Raw genomic sequence first — 14,892 nt, 5'->3', positions numbered from 1 at the left:
CTGCTACAGTTTATTACGCTTCGTCGCCGAACCAACAAATATTACGGGCGGCCATGATGAGCTCTCCGGCTTTTTCGTCGGTCAACCCTTCGATATCAGCCAGATCATCAATGCCCTGCTCGGCGAGATCTTCCAGCGTACAAACGCCACGGGCAGCCAGTTTGAAAGCCATCAAACGTTCTAAACCTTCCAGATTCAGTAAATCTTCAGCAGGTTTAGTATCTCCCAGGCTTTCTTCCTGAGCCAGCGCCAACGTGGTCAGCGCGTTTTTCGCACGCTCACGAAGTGCTTCAACGGTGTCTTCATCGAGACCGTCGATTTCCAGCAGTTCTTTTACCGGCACATAGGCCAGTTCTTCCAGCGTAGCGAAGCCTTCTTCAACCAACATCGTGGCGAAATCTTCATCAATATCAAGATATTTAGTGAAGGTATCGATCGCCGCGTGGGCTTCAGCCTGATGTTTCGCCTGCAGATCATCAACGGTCATGACGTTGAGTTCCCAGCCGCTCAGCTGCGAGGCCAGACGGACGTTCTGACCGTTACGGCCAATCGCCTGCGCCAGGTTACCCGCTTCAACCGCGATATCCATGGTGTGTTTATCTTCATCAACCACGATAGACGCGACATCAGCCGGAGCCATTGCGTTAATCACGAACTGCGCCGGGTTATCATCCCACAGGACGATATCGATACGCTCGCCGCCCAGTTCGGTAGAAACCGCCTGAACGCGCGCGCCACGCATACCAACGCAAGCGCCAACCGGGTCGATACGCTTATCGTTAGTTTTTACTGCAATCTTCGCACGAGAGCCAGGATCGCGGGCAGCCGCTTTAATTTCGAGCACTTCTTCGCCGATTTCTGGCACTTCAATGCGGAACAGTTCGATCAGCATTTCCGGCTTGGAACGAGTGACGAACAGCTGAGCACCACGAGCTTCCGGACGAACAGCGTAAAGAACGCCGCGAATACGGTCGCCAGGACGGAAGTTTTCACGCGGCAGCATATCTTCACGCAGGATCACGGCTTCAGCATTGCTGCCCAGATCCAGAGTGATGTTATCGCGGTTTACCTTCTTCACCACGCCGGTGATGATTTCACCTTCGTGCTCACGGAACTGATCAACCACCATGGCGCGCTCAGCTTCACGCACTTTCTGCACGATAACCTGTTTCGCGGTCTGCGTGGTGATACGGTCGAAGGTGACGGATTCAATCTGGTCTTCAACGAAGTCGCCAGGATTCATGCTTTCGTCTTCGTAGCGCGCCGCTTCCAGCGTGATTTCGCGCGTTGGCTGGGTCACTTCTTCAACGACCAACCAGCGACGGAAAGTGTCAAAATCACCGCTACGACGATCGATGCTTACACGCACATCGATCTCTTGTTCGTATTTTTTCTTGGTTGCCGTTGCCAGTGCACTTTCCAGTGCTTCGAAAATCTTTTCGCGCGGCAGCGCTTTTTCGTTGGAAACGGCTTCAACAACAGCCAAAATTTCTTTGTTCATCGGGGCCTTTCACCTCAATCCAGACTGTTAAAAGTGGGGAACCAGGTTCGCCTTCTGGATGTTACTCAGCGCGAACACTTCATCTTTGCCTTCAACGGTTACCGTGATCATTTCACCGTCTACCGCTTTGATAATGCCCTGCCATTTGCGACGGTTCTGCACCGCCATACGCAGTACCAGCGAGACTTCCTCACCGGAAAAACGCGCGTAGTGTTCGGCGGTAAACATCGGGCGATCAAGACCAGGTGAAGACACTTCCAGGTTGTAAGCTACGGTGATTGGATCTTCGACATCCATGACAGCGCTGACCTGGTGGCTCACATCAGCACAATCATCAACATTGATGCCATCATCACTATCAATATAGATGCGCAGTGTGGACGTGCGACCGCGAACGAATTCGATGCCGACCAGCTCAAAGCCAAGCGCTTCAACCGGCGCAGTGAGCATCTCTGTTAATTTTTGCTCTAATGTGGACAAACCCACCCCCAAGACATAAAAAAAGGGCGTATCGCCCAGTTATTCTGAAGTCAGATAACAAAAAACCCCGATAAATCGGGGTTTTAGATAACTGAACCCTGCGATCGCAACTGCGATCTGGAACACCTTCCAGGAGAATTCTTTCAAATTCGGCTACGAAGGACCAGGTCCTCACAGTATATTTGAAAAAGTACTCAATGGGAAAGTGGTTGCGGGGGCCGGATTTGAACCGACGACCTTCGGGTTATGAGCCCGACGAGCTACCAGGCTGCTCCACCCCGCGCCTGAAACGTGGCATATTTTACTCTTAATGAGTAAAAGACGCAAATACTGCTGGGATTTGGTACCGAGGACGGGACATAAAATCGTGGTAAAGTTTATTGATAAACCCTATATTTTGTCAACATGTATTTCGTCATGTCCTGTTCCCATTTGTGCTGTCATTTCGCTCTTTTTTAGCAAAAAAGCAATGAATCACTTCCTGTCATCCGCAAAAGATGATTAAATGAAAACTCACAATTAATGCATAAACATGCAATAAAAAGTTGTTCCACTTGATGCTATTGTTACCGCCACTTTGGGCACGGAAAGCGCGCAGTCACCAGAGCAGCGTCAATGTTCGTCACGATTATGTGCGATGTCCGGAAAAAAAACGGCAGGCAGAATAGTCAAATGGGACAGGTTTTACGACTTGATAAACCGAACTCACAACAGTCTATCTAGCAGGGTTTTATTTTATGACGACGATTCTTAAGCATCTCCCGGTTGGTCAACGCATTGGTATCGCTTTCTCTGGTGGACTGGATACCAGCGCCGCACTGCTGTGGATGCGCAAAAAAGGCGCAGTGCCTTATGCCTATACCGCGAACCTGGGTCAGCCGGACGAAGAGGACTACGATGCGATTCCTCGTCGCGCCAAAGAGTACGGTGCCGAAGGCGCTCGTCTGATCGACTGCCGTAAGCAGCTGGTCGCAGAAGGTATCGCCGCTATCCAGTGTGGCGCGTTCCACAATACCACCGGTGGCCTGACCTACTTTAACACCACCCCGCTGGGTCGTGCGGTAACAGGTACCATGCTGGTTGCGGCAATGAAAGAAGACGGCGTGAACATCTGGGGTGACGGCAGTACTTATAAAGGCAACGATATCGAACGCTTCTATCGTTATGGCCTGCTCACCAACGCCGAACTGAAAATCTACAAACCGTGGCTGGATAGCGACTTTATCGATGAGCTGGGCGGCCGTCAGGAGATGTCTGAGTTTATGATCGCCTGCGGCTTTGACTACAAAATGTCTGTAGAAAAAGCCTACTCAACCGACTCCAACATGCTGGGCGCCACCCATGAAGCGAAAGATCTGGAGTTTCTGAACTCCAGCGTCAAAATCGTTAACCCGATTATGGGCGTCAAATTCTGGGATGAGAGCGTAAAAATTCCGGCTGAAGAAGTCACCATCCGTTTTGAGCAGGGTCACCCTGTGGCATTGAACGGTAAAACCTTCAGCGATGATGTTGAGCTGATGCTTGAAGCGAACCGCATCGGTGGCCGTCATGGTCTGGGTATGAGCGACCAGATTGAAAACCGCATCATCGAAGCAAAAAGCCGTGGCATCTACGAAGCCCCGGGGATGGCGCTGCTGCATATCGCCTACGAGCGTCTGCTGACCGGCATCCACAACGAAGATACCATCGAGCAGTATCATGCTCACGGTCGTCAGTTAGGTCGTCTGCTGTATCAGGGTCGTTGGTTTGACTCGCAGGCGCTGATGCTGCGTGACGCGCTGCAACGTTGGGTGGCGAGCGCCATCACTGGCGAAGTCACGCTGGAACTGCGTCGCGGTAACGACTACTCCATCCTGAACACCGTCTCCGACAACCTGACCTACAAGGCAGAGCGTTTAACGATGGAAAAAGGTGACTCGATGTTCTCCGCGGAAGACCGTATTGGCCAGCTGACAATGCGTAATCTGGATATCACCGACACCCGTGACAAACTGTTTGGTTACGCGCAATCGGGTCTGCTGACCGCCTCTTCGGCGACCGGCCTTCCTCAGGTTGAGAATCTGGAAAACAGAGACAAATAAGCTATTTTTCCCTGTGCACTAAGCCGACGCTAATCCGTCGGCTTTTTACTGTGATGTGCTACCATCGATGTGCAAATGACGGCCCGAAAATTTTTACCTGTCGCAATTTCTTATAATTGTTGTCTATAATCAGCCGAATACATTTATCCTTGACCCCGTGAGGATCACAATGAATATTAATCCCCCGGTCAGGCCAAACCAGGCAATCAACCGTCTTCTGGAAATGCTCGAACCGTACGCGACACCAATGAATGTCGTCGCCAGAAAAAGGCTGACCCCAAGCTATAAAGGCAAGACGCAGCTCTATCTTTTAAAAAAAGGTGAGCTATCGGTCATTCGTTCTTCCGACAAATTATTGATTGTGACGGTCTATGAACCGCATCTGTTTGGCGTAGCGGAAATATTGCAACCCAGCCATAGCCATGCCCTGCGCGCTGAAGTCGCCTCCGATGTGTTGCGAATCGACAGCGAGCACGCCATCAAACTGTTCCGCGAACATAATCTGTGGGAAGAGGTCACTCGCCTGCTGGCCTACCACACCTCTTACCTGGTGTATCGCGACGATCTGGTATTACAGCAACGCACCTATTCGGTTATCCGCAATCATCTGATGGAGATGCTGCTGTTACCGGAAGAGACACGCTTACGCGTCTCCATTCTTGAATATATCCAGGACCGTACCCACCTTTCACGCAGCAGTATTCTCAATGTCCTGTCGGCGTTAAAAAAGGGAGGCTACATTGAGTTCGCCCGTGGCGGTTATCTGCAAAACGTAAATTCACTTCCTGAGAAATTCTGATTAGCCATCACGCTATTTATCGCTTATCTATCGTCGTCGCGCCGGGTACCGGCAAGCGAATTTAAATTTAAACAAACAAACGATAACGACAAGCGATAAATACTTTTATTCTGAGCCCCTGTATTTATCACACTGAAAAGTGTACTGAAAGCTGAAAAACAGGCTCAGAAATAGCGATGGTATTCCCTGCTCCGCTCACCAGACGTGCTTCGGTACACAAGTGGACGGAAAGACATGCGCTTTCAGCTATCCCTGAAGACGCATAGCGGATTAAACCGGTCTGATTCTTGATATCACATGTTCCGTTGTCGGAGCACGCCTGCCACGCTTCCAGTCATCAGCAAAGCATAAGTATCGTTCTCCCTGCCGTGCTGGTGATAACGGAAAGCGCTTCAGCTAATAACGATTAAACCCAAAAAACCGTTAATCATTTGCCCGAACGCTCGTATCGGGTATTTTTTTACCTGAAGGAATTCAACAATGAGCATGATCACTCCGAAATCAGTTCTGTTAGTTGCAGCGCTCAGCGCAAGCAGTGCTGCCTGCGCATCCGTCAATTTGCACGGCGAGGCGGGAGAGGAGTTCACTAACCTCTCCGCCAGTTTCGGCGCGGAAGATCCGGGCATGACGTTCAACGGTAACTGGGCACACAGCGATAACGATGGTGATGTTGCCGGGTTAGGCATGGGTTATAACTTCAACCTCGGTCCGTTTCTTTTGACCCTTGGAGGAAAAGCGCTGTACCTGAATCCGAAAGATGGCGATGAAGGCTATGCGGTCGCGATGGGTGGCGGTGCACAGCTGCCGTTGGGGGATTTCTTTACCCTGTTTGGTGAAACCTATTATTCCCCGGATTCCATGTCCAGCGGCGTCGACGACTATGTCGAAGCTAACGCCGGGGTGCGGGTGAACGTTATTAAATCGCTGAGTATTGAAGCAGGATATCGCTATATCGATATGGCGGGGAAAAACAGCCATCGCGATAACACCCTCGCCGATGGTGCTTATGCGGGCTTCAACTTCCGTTTCTGATAGCATGCAAAAGGGATTGCCGCTGGCAATCCCTTATTCACTTAAGCAACCGCGGGTACGGTTTTCAGTAGCCGGTTAATCACCTGCAGGCCTGCAATATTGTTCTCTTTACGATAAACCTCATTCATCGCAGACATCTGTTCCAGTTTCGTCAGTGCGCTATAGACATGGAACGCATCACTGTCTTTATCAAAGATGTCTTTCTTCGAGACATCCTGCAAGTAGTTATCTTTGAGTGACTGGCTCAGGCTACTAATCAGCGCAGTATTATCCTGAAAACAGCTCACGACCGCCTGACCACTTTGTCCTGAAGGTTGTGTATCACTATGTAATACCGGCACCGTTAAGGTATTAATGGTATCGACCGTATCCGCCGATGGCGTGGTACTGCATCCGGACAAACACAGGACGCCTGCAATAATGAACGACCTGAACTTCTTCATCTGCGTCACTTCACCTCTTCTGAATAGATGGGCGCGACTTTAGCGATTACGCAGGGATCAAGACCAGTGAAGAGTTATTTATAAATAAACAAACGCAAACTACAGACGAAAAAAAGACGCTTTTCAGCGTCTTTCTTTCGGAATATTGGTACCGAGGATGGGACTCGAACCCACAAGCCCGTTAGGGCACTACCACCTCAAGGTAGCGTGTCTACCAATTCCACCACCTCGGTACAGAAATCTTAGTGCGGGATATCGCTGCTCGGCTGTGCCGGTGCTGCGGGTTGAGTCTGCTCAGTTTTCGGCGCGCTCAGGTTATCCCACTCACTTCCTTTATTGGTCTTGTTGCTATTGATATTACCCAGCACCAGACTGATGATGAAGAACAACGCTGCCAGGATACCTGTCATGCGGGTCATGAAGTTACCAGAACCGCTGGATCCAAACAACGTGCCGGAAGCGCCTGCTCCGAAGGAGGCTCCCATATCAGCGCCTTTACCTTGCTGCAGCATGATCAGGCCAACGAGACCAATCGCCACAATAAGGAAAACAACTAAAAGAGCTTCTTGCATAATCAACCTGTTCCTTGCGGATTCGCCGCATACCAATTGCTTCAACCAATAAAGCGGGACGTATTAACGTTTCCCACTGAAGCGGGTGTGAATACTAACCAAAGCGAATGACCTTCGCAAGGGCAATTTCGGTGCATTGTATCAACTGCGGAAAAAAACAGCAAAAAGCGCTTTTGGGTCGAAGAAAAAGGCGGCAAACGCCGCCTTTTTAAACACATAGAACCACATCAACCTACATGATTATCGCCCTGCTCCGGGTCACCCGGCTAAACAGGTCAGCGAAGCACATTGGCTTAATCAGGCGTTTTTCACTGCATCTGCGATCCGGTGCGCAAATTCATGCACCTGCTCTTCGTGCTCACCTTCAACCATCACGCGAATTAACGGCTCGGTACCCGATTTACGCAGCAGCACGCGACCGCGGTTACCTAATGCCGCTTCCACTTCCGCCATGACCGCTTTGACGTTTTCATGCTCCAGCGGATTGCCGCTGCCTTCGGTGAAGCGCACGTTAACCAGAATTTGCGGGAACATTTTCATGCCGCTGCACAAGTCATGCAGGCTCATGTGGTTACGCACCATCGCCGCAACAACCTGCAGGCTGGCAACGATACCGTCACCGGTCGTGGTTTTGTCCAGCAGGATAACGTGGCCTGAGTTTTCGGCACCAATACGCCAGCCTTTTTCCTGCAGCTTCTCGAGGACATAGCGGTCGCCCACTTTTGCCCGAACAAACGGGATCCCCAGCTGCTTGAGCGCCAGCTCCAGACCCATGTTGCTCATCAGTGTTCCCACCGCGCCACCGCGCAGCTGGCCCTGACGCAGCCCTTCACGGGCGATGATGTACAGAATCTGGTCGCCGTCGACCTTGTTACCTTCATGGTCGACCATAATAACGCGGTCGCCATCACCATCGTAGGCAATCCCAAGATCGGCTTTTTCTGCCAATACCCGCGCCTGCAGGGCGCGCACATCGGTCGCCCCGACCTCTTCATTGATATTGAGACCGTTAGGTTCGCAACCCATTGCAATCACCTGAGCACCCAGCTCACGGAACACATTCGGTGCGATGTGATAGGTCGCACCGTGCGCGCAATCAACCACGACTTTCAGGGCATTCAGGCTCAGTTCGTTCGGGAAGGTGCCTTTGCAGAACTCAATGTAGCGGCCGGCCGCATCGACAATACGGCTGGCTTTACCTAACTCTGCAGAATCGACGCAGGTCAGTTCTTTTTCCATTTCGGCTTCGATGGCTTCTTCGACATTGTCCGGCAGCTTGGTACCTTCAATGGAGAAGAACTTGATGCCGTTATCATAGAACGGGTTATGCGAAGCCGAAATCACAATCCCGGCTTCCGCGCGGAAGGCACGCGTCAGGTAAGCCACCGCTGGCGTTGGCATTGGGCCGGTAAAAGAGGCCGACAACCCTGCGGCCGCCAGTCCTGCTTCCAGCGCCGATTCCAGCATATAGCCGGAGATACGGGTATCTTTACCGATGATGATTTTCCGTGAACCGTGACGCGCCAGTACCTTACCCGCCGCCCAGCCCAGCTTGAGTACGAATTCCGGAGTAATAGGTGAATCGCCTACGCGGCCACGGATACCATCGGTGCCAAAATATTTGCGGTTACTCATAACGTTTATTTTCCTTTGTGCTCAGAGTGGCTTCCACCACGCGTAGCGCTTCTACCGTTTCTTTGACGTCATGGACGCGAATGATCTGCGCGCCCTGCATCGCTGCAATTACTGCACAAGCCAGACTGCCGCTGAGGCGTTCCGTCGGTCCGACGTTGAGCAACTGACCCACCATCGACTTACGCGACATACCGACCAACAGGGGGAGACCGAAATGATGGAACTCACCAAGTCGAGCAAGCAGCTCATAATTATGGGAAAGATTTTTACCGAAACCGAATCCTGGGTCGAGCAACAATTTCTCTTTTGCGATGCCGGCCTGCTCGCAGCGCACGATATGCTCGGTGAAAAAGTGGACAACATCGGCAAAGACATCGTCATACTTCGGCGCTTCCTGCATGGTTTTCGGCTGGCCCTGCATATGCATCAGGCATACCGGCAGCCCGGTTTGCGCGGCGGCTTCTAAGGCGCCTGGTTCGGTCAGCGAGCGGATATCGTTAATAATATGCGCCCCTGCCCGCGCGGACTCGCGGATCACTTCAGGTTTCGAGGTATCCACAGAAATCCAGACTTCGAAACGCTGGGCAATGGCTTCCACTACCGGGATAACGCGCGCTAACTCTTCCTCGACGCTGACATCTACCGCACCAGGGCGCGTCGATTCACCACCGATATCAATGATAGTCGCTCCCGCATTAATCATCAGGTTGGCATGTTTTACCGCTTCTACCAGCGAATTATGCGTGCCGCCGTCAGAGAAGGAGTCGGGAGTCACGTTAAGGATCCCCATCACGTGTGGATGGGAGAGGTCGAGGATTGAGCCCTGGGCTGCGAGTTTCATCACGAAATCCCTGAATCAGGAAAGGTTAATAAAAAGAAAAACCCCGGAGCGGCGGACGCCCCGGGGTTTCGATATCTACAACAACATCAACAGCGGCTAACTTATTTGTCGCCCAGCTGCTCTGACATGGTGCCGCCCGGGTTCGGCGTACGCGGTTCATCGACCGGACGCGGCGCACTCGGCGTACCATTGCTGCCAGAATTATTGCTGCCGTTCGGATCTTCCCAGCCAGCCGGCGGGCGAACGTCACGACGAGCCATCAGGTCATCAATCTGCGGTGCATCGATGGTCTCATATTTCATGAGCGCATCTTTCATCGAATGCAGGATGTCCATGTTGTCGTTCAGAATCTGACGAGCACGATTGTAGTTACGTTCAACCAGTGATTTCACTTCCTGGTCGATGATACGTGCAGTCTCATCGGACATATGCTTCGCTTTCGCGACGCTACGGCCCAGGAAGACTTCGCCTTCTTCTTCCGCATACAGCAGCGGACCGAGTTTGTCAGAGAAGCCCCACTGCGTCACCATGTTACGTGCCAGATTAGTCGCGACTTTAATGTCGTTAGACGCACCGGTAGAAACATGTTCCACGCCGTAGATAATCTCTTCTGCCAGACGGCCACCGTACAGGGTTGAAATCTGACTTTCCAGTTTCTGACGGCTGGCGCTGATAGCATCGCCTTCCGGCAGGAAGAAGGTCACACCCAACGCGCGACCGCGTGGGATAATCGTTACCTTGTGGACCGGATCGTGCTCTGGTACCAGACGGCCGATAATCGCGTGGCCCGCTTCGTGGTAAGCGGTAGATTCTTTCTGCGCTTCCGTCATCACCATGGAGCGACGTTCCGCACCCATCATGATTTTGTCTTTCGCTTTTTCGAACTCAACCATCGAGACGACGCGTTTGTTGCCACGGGCAGCAAACAGTGCCGCTTCGTTGACCAGGTTTGCCAGGTCAGCACCGGAGAAGCCTGGAGTACCGCGCGCAATGATAGCCGCATCGATATCTGGCGACAGCGGGACGCGACGCATGTGAACTTTTAGAATCTGTTCACGACCGCGAACATCCGGCAGCCCCACCACAACCTGACGGTCGAAACGACCAGGACGCAGCAGCGCAGGGTCAAGAACGTCAGGACGGTTAGTTGCAGCGATAACAATGATGCCTTCGTTGCCTTCAAAACCATCCATCTCAACCAGCATCTGGTTAAGTGTCTGTTCACGTTCATCGTGACCACCGCCCAGACCCGCGCCACGCTGGCGGCCTACGGCGTCGATTTCATCGATGAAGATAATGCACGGTGCTGCTTTCTTAGCTTGTTCGAACATGTCACGCACACGGGATGCGCCCACACCAACAAACATTTCTACGAAGTCAGAACCTGAAATTGTGAAGAACGGTACTTTTGCTTCACCAGCGATAGCTTTCGCCAGCAGCGTTTTACCGGTACCCGGAGGGCCGACCATCAGGACGCCTTTCGGGATTTTACCGCCCAGCTTCTGGAAACGGCTCGGTTCACGCAGGTATTCAACCAGCTCACCGACTTCCTCTTTCGCTTCATCGCAACCGGCGACATCAGCAAAAGTGGTTTTGATCTGGTCTTCCGTCAGCATTCGGGCTTTGCTTTTGCCGAAGGACATCGCGCCCTTTCCGCCGCCGCCCTGCATTTGCCGCATAAAGAAGATCCAGACGCCGATCAGCAACAGCATCGGGAACCAGGAAATGAAGATGGAAGCCAGCAGGCTCGGCTCTTCCGGCGGTTCGCCAACCACTTTGACGTTTTTCGTCAACAGGTTATCGAGCAGCTTCGGATCGTTAACCGGAATGTAAGTCGTGTAACGGTTACTATCTTTCTTGGTAACGTTGATCTCACGTCCGTTGATACGCGCTTCGCGAACCTGATCCTGGTTGACCTCCTGCAGGAAGGTTGAATAATCCACCTTACGGCCATTAGACTCGCTGGGCCCAAAGCTCTGGAATACTGACATCAGCACAACGGCAATGACCAGCCAGAGTATTAGGTTTTTCGCCATGTCACTCAAGGGATTAACCTCTTATTACAACTGTGTTAAAAACAGCGTCAGGATACTCTATATCCAGCGTCTTTCAAACTTTCGTTTGAAATCTACCGGTTATGGTTTACGCCCGGTCGCTACAATGTACACTTCACGCGAACGGGCGCGAGAAGAGTCCGGCTTACGAACTTTGACCTTCGTAAACAGGGAGCGAATTTCTCTAAGATACTCATCGAAGCCTTCGCCCTGGAACACCTTCACTACAAAACTACCACCTGGCGCTAATACATCACGAGCCATTCCAAGCGCCAGCTCTACCAAATACATGGCCCGGGGAATATCCACCGCCGGTGTTCCACACATATTTGGCGCCATATCGGACATGACAACCTGTACTTTACTGTCACCTACACGATCCAGTAACGCTTTCAGGACTAATTCATCACGAAAATCGCCCTGAAGGAAGTCCACACCAACGATTGGATCCATCGGTAAAAGATCGCAAGCGATGATGCGGCCGCTGTTTCCGATTTGGGTAACCGCATATTGCGACCAGCCACCGGGTGCAGCGCCGAGGTCAACAATCGTCATCCCCGGTTTAAAAATTTTGTCACCTTGCTGTATTTCATCAAGTTTAAACCAGGCGCGGGAACGTAACCCCTTTTTCTGCGCCTGGAGAACATATTTATCGCTAAAGTGTTCCTGAAGCCAGCGACTTGAGCTGGCAGAACGCTTTTTACCTGTCATTTAACATTCCCATTTCGGGTTCATCATACTTTGCGACGTAAAAATCGACACGGTAGTTTGGCGATATATGGGAGATGGCGGTAGAATGAACCGTTTTCAATCCCAACGTAAGCAAAAAAATACGATGAATCTGAGTACTAAACAAAAACAGCACCTGAAAGGTCTGGCACATCCGCTCAAGCCGGTAGTTATGCTTGGCAATAATGGTTTGACCGAAGGGGTACTGGCCGAGATCGAACAAGCGTTAGAGCACCATGAGCTCATCAAGGTGAAAATCGCATCGGAAGACCGCGAAACGAAAACCTTGATCGTGGAAGCTATCGTGCGCGAAACCGGCGCCTGTAACGTACAGGTCATCGGTAAAACGCTGGTCCTGTATCGCCCAACTAAAGAGCGTAAAATCTCGCTGCCACGCTAAGAATATCCTGAAACTCTACACAACTTTGTGTAAAACGAGGGATTTCTACGGGTAGACGAGCAAAATGCCATGCTCCGGACGTTGATAAAAGGCCGCTATGCGGCCTTTTTCCTTTCTTTACAATCCATCAACATGGTAGCGGGAAATACGGGTTAAAGGTACTCGACCTTAATAATTTCGTATTCGACTTCGCCACCAGGCGTGCGGATTGTCACCACATCATCCTGCTCTTTACCGATCAGACCACGCGCAATCGGTGAATTCACAGAGATCAGATTTTGCTTAAAATCAGCCTCATCATCACCCACGATGCGGTAGGTCTGCTCTTCATCAGTATCGAGATTCAGTACATTGACCGTCGCGCCAAAAATCACTCGCCCGTTATTCGGCATTTTAGTGATATCAATCACCTGCGCATTAGACAGTTTGGCCTCAATATCCTTGATACGACCTTCGCAGAAACCTTGCTGTTCGCGGGCTGCATGATATTCAGCGTTCTCTTTCAGATCGCCATGCTCACGCGCATCGGCAATCGCAGCAATGATTTCTGGACGACGAACGGATTTCAGAAAATCCAGTTCTTCGCGCAGTTTTTCGGCACCACGTAAGGTCATCGGAATAGCTTGCATTTGTTATACCTCTTTATCATTCCTTCATGGAACGGATGCTTCCGTTCCGCAACCGGCCAGGCCATAGGCAGGACAGGAGCAAAAAGAAAACCAACCCGGAAAACATTCCCCAGGTCAGCAGCAATTTTCAATTTGATAAGTATTTTACCCTGAAGTTCACTATGGGTCATCGTTTACTTTACAGGGTATTGCACCGTAGTATGACGGCTCGGTTTCAGGTTGTTAGCGCGAGATTATGCGATTTTCCAGATTTATCATCGGATTGACTGCCGGTATAGCGTTTAGCGCTCAGGCGGCGAATATTGACGACTACATCACCCAGCTTCCCGCGGGTGCGAACCTCGCCTTCATGGCGCAAAAGGTTGGCTCCTCTACGCCGGAGATAGATTTTCACAGTCAGCAGATGGCACTGCCTGCCAGCACCCAGAAGGTGATCACCGCGCTGGCCGCCCTGCTCCAGCTTGGGCCGGATTTCCGTTTCACGACCACCCTGGAAACCAAGGGTAGCCTTGATAGCGGCGTGCTGAAAGGCGATCTGATCGCCCGTTTTGGCGGCGACCCGACCCTCAGACGCCAGGATATTCGCAATATGGTGGCGACGCTGAAAAAAGCCGGCGTCCAGCGGATCGAAGGTAACGTCCTGATTGACACCTCGGTCTTCGCCAGCCATGACAAAGCACCGGGCTGGCCCTGGAACGACATGACCCAGTGCTTCAGCGCGCCTCCGGCTGCCGCTATCGTCGACCGCAACTGTTTTTCTATCTCGCTTTACAGCGCACAGAAGCCTGGCGACCTGGCCTTTATCCGCGTCGCCTCTTACTACCCGGTGACCATGTTCAGCCAGGTGAGAACCCTGGCCCGCGGTTCGTCCGAAGCCCAGTATTGTGAACTTGACGTGGTGCCTGGCGATCTCAACCGCTACACCTTAACCGGCTGCCTGCCGCAGCGTAGTGAACCATTACCACTGGCGTTCGCTATTCAGGACGGCGCCAGCTATGCCGGCGTGATTCTGAAGTCTGAACTGGCGCAGGCAGGGATCACCTACAGCGGAACGCTGCTGCGCCAGACGCTGGCTAACGAGCCGGGCACCGTTCTGGCCACCACGCAATCCGCGCCGCTGCACGATCTCCTGCGGATCATGTTGAAAAAGTCCGACAACATGATTGCCGATACCGTCTTTCGCACCATCGGTCATGCGCGTCTTGGTGTACCAGGAACCTGGCGTGCCGGATCTGATGCAGTGCGTCAAATCCTGCGTCAGCAGGCCGGTATCGATTTGGGCAACACCATTATTGCCGATGGCTCAGGCCTGTCGCGCCATAACCTGATTGCGCCAGCCACCATGATGCAGGTACTGCAATACATTGCCCAGCACGATAATGAGCTTAACTTTATCTCCATGCTGCCGCTGGCCGGTCACGATGGTTCGCTCCAGTATCGTGCGGGGCTGAATCAGGCGGGTGTTGATGGCAAGGTATCGGCGAAAACCGGTTCGCTGCAGGGGGTCTATAACCTCGCCGGCTTTATTACCGCCGCCAGCGGGCAGAAAATTGCCTTTGTGCAGTATTTATCAGGGTATGCCGTACCGCCGGCCGATCAGCGTAACCGACGGATCCCGCTGGTGCGCTTCGAAAGCCGGTTATACAAAGATTTGTACCAGAATAACTAAAGCAAAAGGGCCGCATTGAATGCGGCC

General features: G+C 52.0%; 14 protein-coding genes and 2 tRNA genes. 5 read left to right on the top strand and 11 right to left on the bottom strand.

Going from position 1 to position 14,892, the window contains the following annotated elements:
- Positions 1-13: 13 nt before the first annotated feature.
- The 3 genes from nusA to EDF82_RS14975 form a co-directional block, all read right to left on the bottom strand.
- Positions 14-1,501 (bottom strand): transcription termination factor NusA, encoded by a 1,488-nt coding sequence (nusA, locus tag EDF82_RS14985; protein WP_123756331.1) that lies wholly within the window; start codon positions 1,499-1,501, stop codon positions 14-16.
- A gap of 27 nt (positions 1,502-1,528) precedes the next feature.
- On the bottom strand, positions 1,529-1,981 hold the full coding sequence (gene rimP / locus EDF82_RS14980) for a ribosome maturation factor RimP (protein ID WP_148060396.1): 453 nt from the start codon (positions 1,979-1,981) through the stop codon (positions 1,529-1,531).
- 206 nt (positions 1,982-2,187) lie between these two features.
- Positions 2,188-2,264: transfer RNA gene (locus EDF82_RS14975), tRNA-Met, on the bottom strand.
- A gap of 454 nt (positions 2,265-2,718) precedes the next feature.
- Between EDF82_RS14975 and argG the strand changes: the two genes are divergently transcribed.
- The 3 genes from argG to EDF82_RS14960 all read left to right on the top strand — a co-directional run bounded on the left by argG (position 2,719) and on the right by EDF82_RS14960 (position 5,893).
- Complete coding sequence (argG, locus tag EDF82_RS14970; protein WP_123756329.1) at positions 2,719-4,062, top strand: argininosuccinate synthase; 1,344 nt, start codon at positions 2,719-2,721, stop codon at positions 4,060-4,062.
- Between the two features lie 169 nt (positions 4,063-4,231).
- A complete protein-coding gene (locus tag EDF82_RS14965; RefSeq protein ID WP_123756328.1) occupies positions 4,232-4,861 on the top strand; it encodes a winged helix-turn-helix transcriptional regulator in 630 nt (209 codons plus the stop codon).
- Positions 4,862-5,341: 480 nt separating this feature from the next.
- Positions 5,342-5,893, top strand: coding sequence for a YfaZ family outer membrane protein (locus tag EDF82_RS14960; protein WP_123756327.1), 552 nt, complete (start codon positions 5,342-5,344; stop codon positions 5,891-5,893).
- Positions 5,894-5,934: 41 nt separating this feature from the next.
- Here the strand turns inward: EDF82_RS14960 and EDF82_RS14955 are convergent, their stop codons facing one another.
- From EDF82_RS14955 to rlmE, 7 genes are all read right to left on the bottom strand, one after another.
- Positions 5,935-6,336, bottom strand: a complete 402-nt coding sequence (locus EDF82_RS14955) for a hypothetical protein (protein WP_123756928.1) — start codon at positions 6,334-6,336, stop codon at positions 5,935-5,937.
- Positions 6,337-6,482: 146 nt separating this feature from the next.
- Positions 6,483-6,569, bottom strand: a tRNA-Leu gene (locus tag EDF82_RS14950).
- 9 nt (positions 6,570-6,578) lie between these two features.
- Entirely contained in the window at positions 6,579-6,908 is a 330-nt protein-coding gene (secG, locus tag EDF82_RS14945) for a preprotein translocase subunit SecG (RefSeq protein ID WP_100684841.1), read from the bottom strand.
- A gap of 297 nt (positions 6,909-7,205) precedes the next feature.
- Positions 7,206-8,543: a phosphoglucosamine mutase gene (gene glmM, locus EDF82_RS14940; protein ID WP_123756326.1), complete on the bottom strand. Its 1,338-nt coding sequence runs from the start codon at positions 8,541-8,543 to the stop codon at positions 7,206-7,208.
- Entirely contained in the window at positions 8,536-9,384 is an 849-nt protein-coding gene (folP, locus tag EDF82_RS14935) for a dihydropteroate synthase (protein WP_123756325.1), read from the bottom strand. The genes glmM and folP overlap by 8 nt, the downstream gene beginning before the upstream one ends.
- A gap of 101 nt (positions 9,385-9,485) precedes the next feature.
- A complete protein-coding gene (gene ftsH / locus EDF82_RS14930) occupies positions 9,486-11,420 on the bottom strand; it encodes an ATP-dependent zinc metalloprotease FtsH (RefSeq protein WP_123756324.1) in 1,935 nt (644 codons plus the stop codon).
- A 99-nt stretch (positions 11,421-11,519) separates the two neighbouring features.
- Positions 11,520-12,149, bottom strand: coding sequence for a 23S rRNA (uridine(2552)-2'-O)-methyltransferase RlmE (rlmE, locus tag EDF82_RS14925; RefSeq protein WP_123756323.1), 630 nt, complete (start codon positions 12,147-12,149; stop codon positions 11,520-11,522).
- Positions 12,150-12,273: 124 nt separating this feature from the next.
- Here rlmE and yhbY point away from each other — a divergent pair, with 124 nt between their 5' ends.
- Positions 12,274-12,567, top strand: coding sequence for a ribosome assembly RNA-binding protein YhbY (yhbY, locus tag EDF82_RS14920; protein ID WP_004139797.1), 294 nt, complete (start codon positions 12,274-12,276; stop codon positions 12,565-12,567).
- Between the two features lie 152 nt (positions 12,568-12,719).
- Here the strand turns inward: yhbY and greA are convergent, their stop codons facing one another.
- Entirely contained in the window at positions 12,720-13,196 is a 477-nt protein-coding gene (gene greA, locus EDF82_RS14915; RefSeq protein ID WP_123756322.1) for a transcription elongation factor GreA, read from the bottom strand.
- Positions 13,197-13,431: 235 nt separating this feature from the next.
- On the opposite strand from greA, the gene dacB reads away from it, so the two are divergent.
- Complete coding sequence (gene dacB / locus EDF82_RS14910) at positions 13,432-14,865, top strand: serine-type D-Ala-D-Ala carboxypeptidase (protein WP_123756321.1); 1,434 nt, start codon at positions 13,432-13,434, stop codon at positions 14,863-14,865.
- Positions 14,866-14,892 lie beyond the last annotated feature (27 nt).

It is taken from the genome of Klebsiella sp. BIGb0399, from assembly GCF_003752615.1.
Lineage (GTDB): Bacteria > Pseudomonadota > Gammaproteobacteria > Enterobacterales > Enterobacteriaceae > Klebsiella > Klebsiella lignicola.
Note: the sequence above shows the minus strand (reverse complement) of the source record. Positions and strands in the feature narration are given on the sequence as shown.

Excerpts from the sequence above, each read along its gene's own strand:
- nusA (WP_123756331.1), bottom strand. The coding sequence starts at position 1,501 with ATGAACAAAGAAATTTTGGCTGTTGTTGAAGCCGTTTCCAACGAAAAA.
- argG (WP_123756329.1), top strand. The coding sequence starts at position 2,719 with ATGACGACGATTCTTAAGCATCTCCCGGTTGGTCAACGCATTGGTATC.
- EDF82_RS14965 (WP_123756328.1), top strand. The coding sequence starts at position 4,232 with ATGAATATTAATCCCCCGGTCAGGCCAAACCAGGCAATCAACCGTCTT.
- EDF82_RS14960 (WP_123756327.1), top strand. The coding sequence starts at position 5,342 with ATGAGCATGATCACTCCGAAATCAGTTCTGTTAGTTGCAGCGCTCAGC.
- EDF82_RS14955 (WP_123756928.1), bottom strand. The coding sequence starts at position 6,336 with ATGAAGAAGTTCAGGTCGTTCATTATTGCAGGCGTCCTGTGTTTGTCC.
- secG (WP_100684841.1), bottom strand. The coding sequence starts at position 6,908 with ATGCAAGAAGCTCTTTTAGTTGTTTTCCTTATTGTGGCGATTGGTCTC.
- glmM (WP_123756326.1), bottom strand. The coding sequence starts at position 8,543 with ATGAGTAACCGCAAATATTTTGGCACCGATGGTATCCGTGGCCGCGTA.
- folP (WP_123756325.1), bottom strand. The coding sequence starts at position 9,384 with ATGAAACTCGCAGCCCAGGGCTCAATCCTCGACCTCTCCCATCCACAC.
- ftsH (WP_123756324.1), bottom strand. The coding sequence starts at position 11,420 with ATGGCGAAAAACCTAATACTCTGGCTGGTCATTGCCGTTGTGCTGATG.
- rlmE (WP_123756323.1), bottom strand. The coding sequence starts at position 12,149 with ATGACAGGTAAAAAGCGTTCTGCCAGCTCAAGTCGCTGGCTTCAGGAA.
- yhbY (WP_004139797.1), top strand. The coding sequence starts at position 12,274 with ATGAATCTGAGTACTAAACAAAAACAGCACCTGAAAGGTCTGGCACAT.
- greA (WP_123756322.1), bottom strand. The coding sequence starts at position 13,196 with ATGCAAGCTATTCCGATGACCTTACGTGGTGCCGAAAAACTGCGCGAA.
- dacB (WP_123756321.1), top strand. The coding sequence starts at position 13,432 with ATGCGATTTTCCAGATTTATCATCGGATTGACTGCCGGTATAGCGTTT.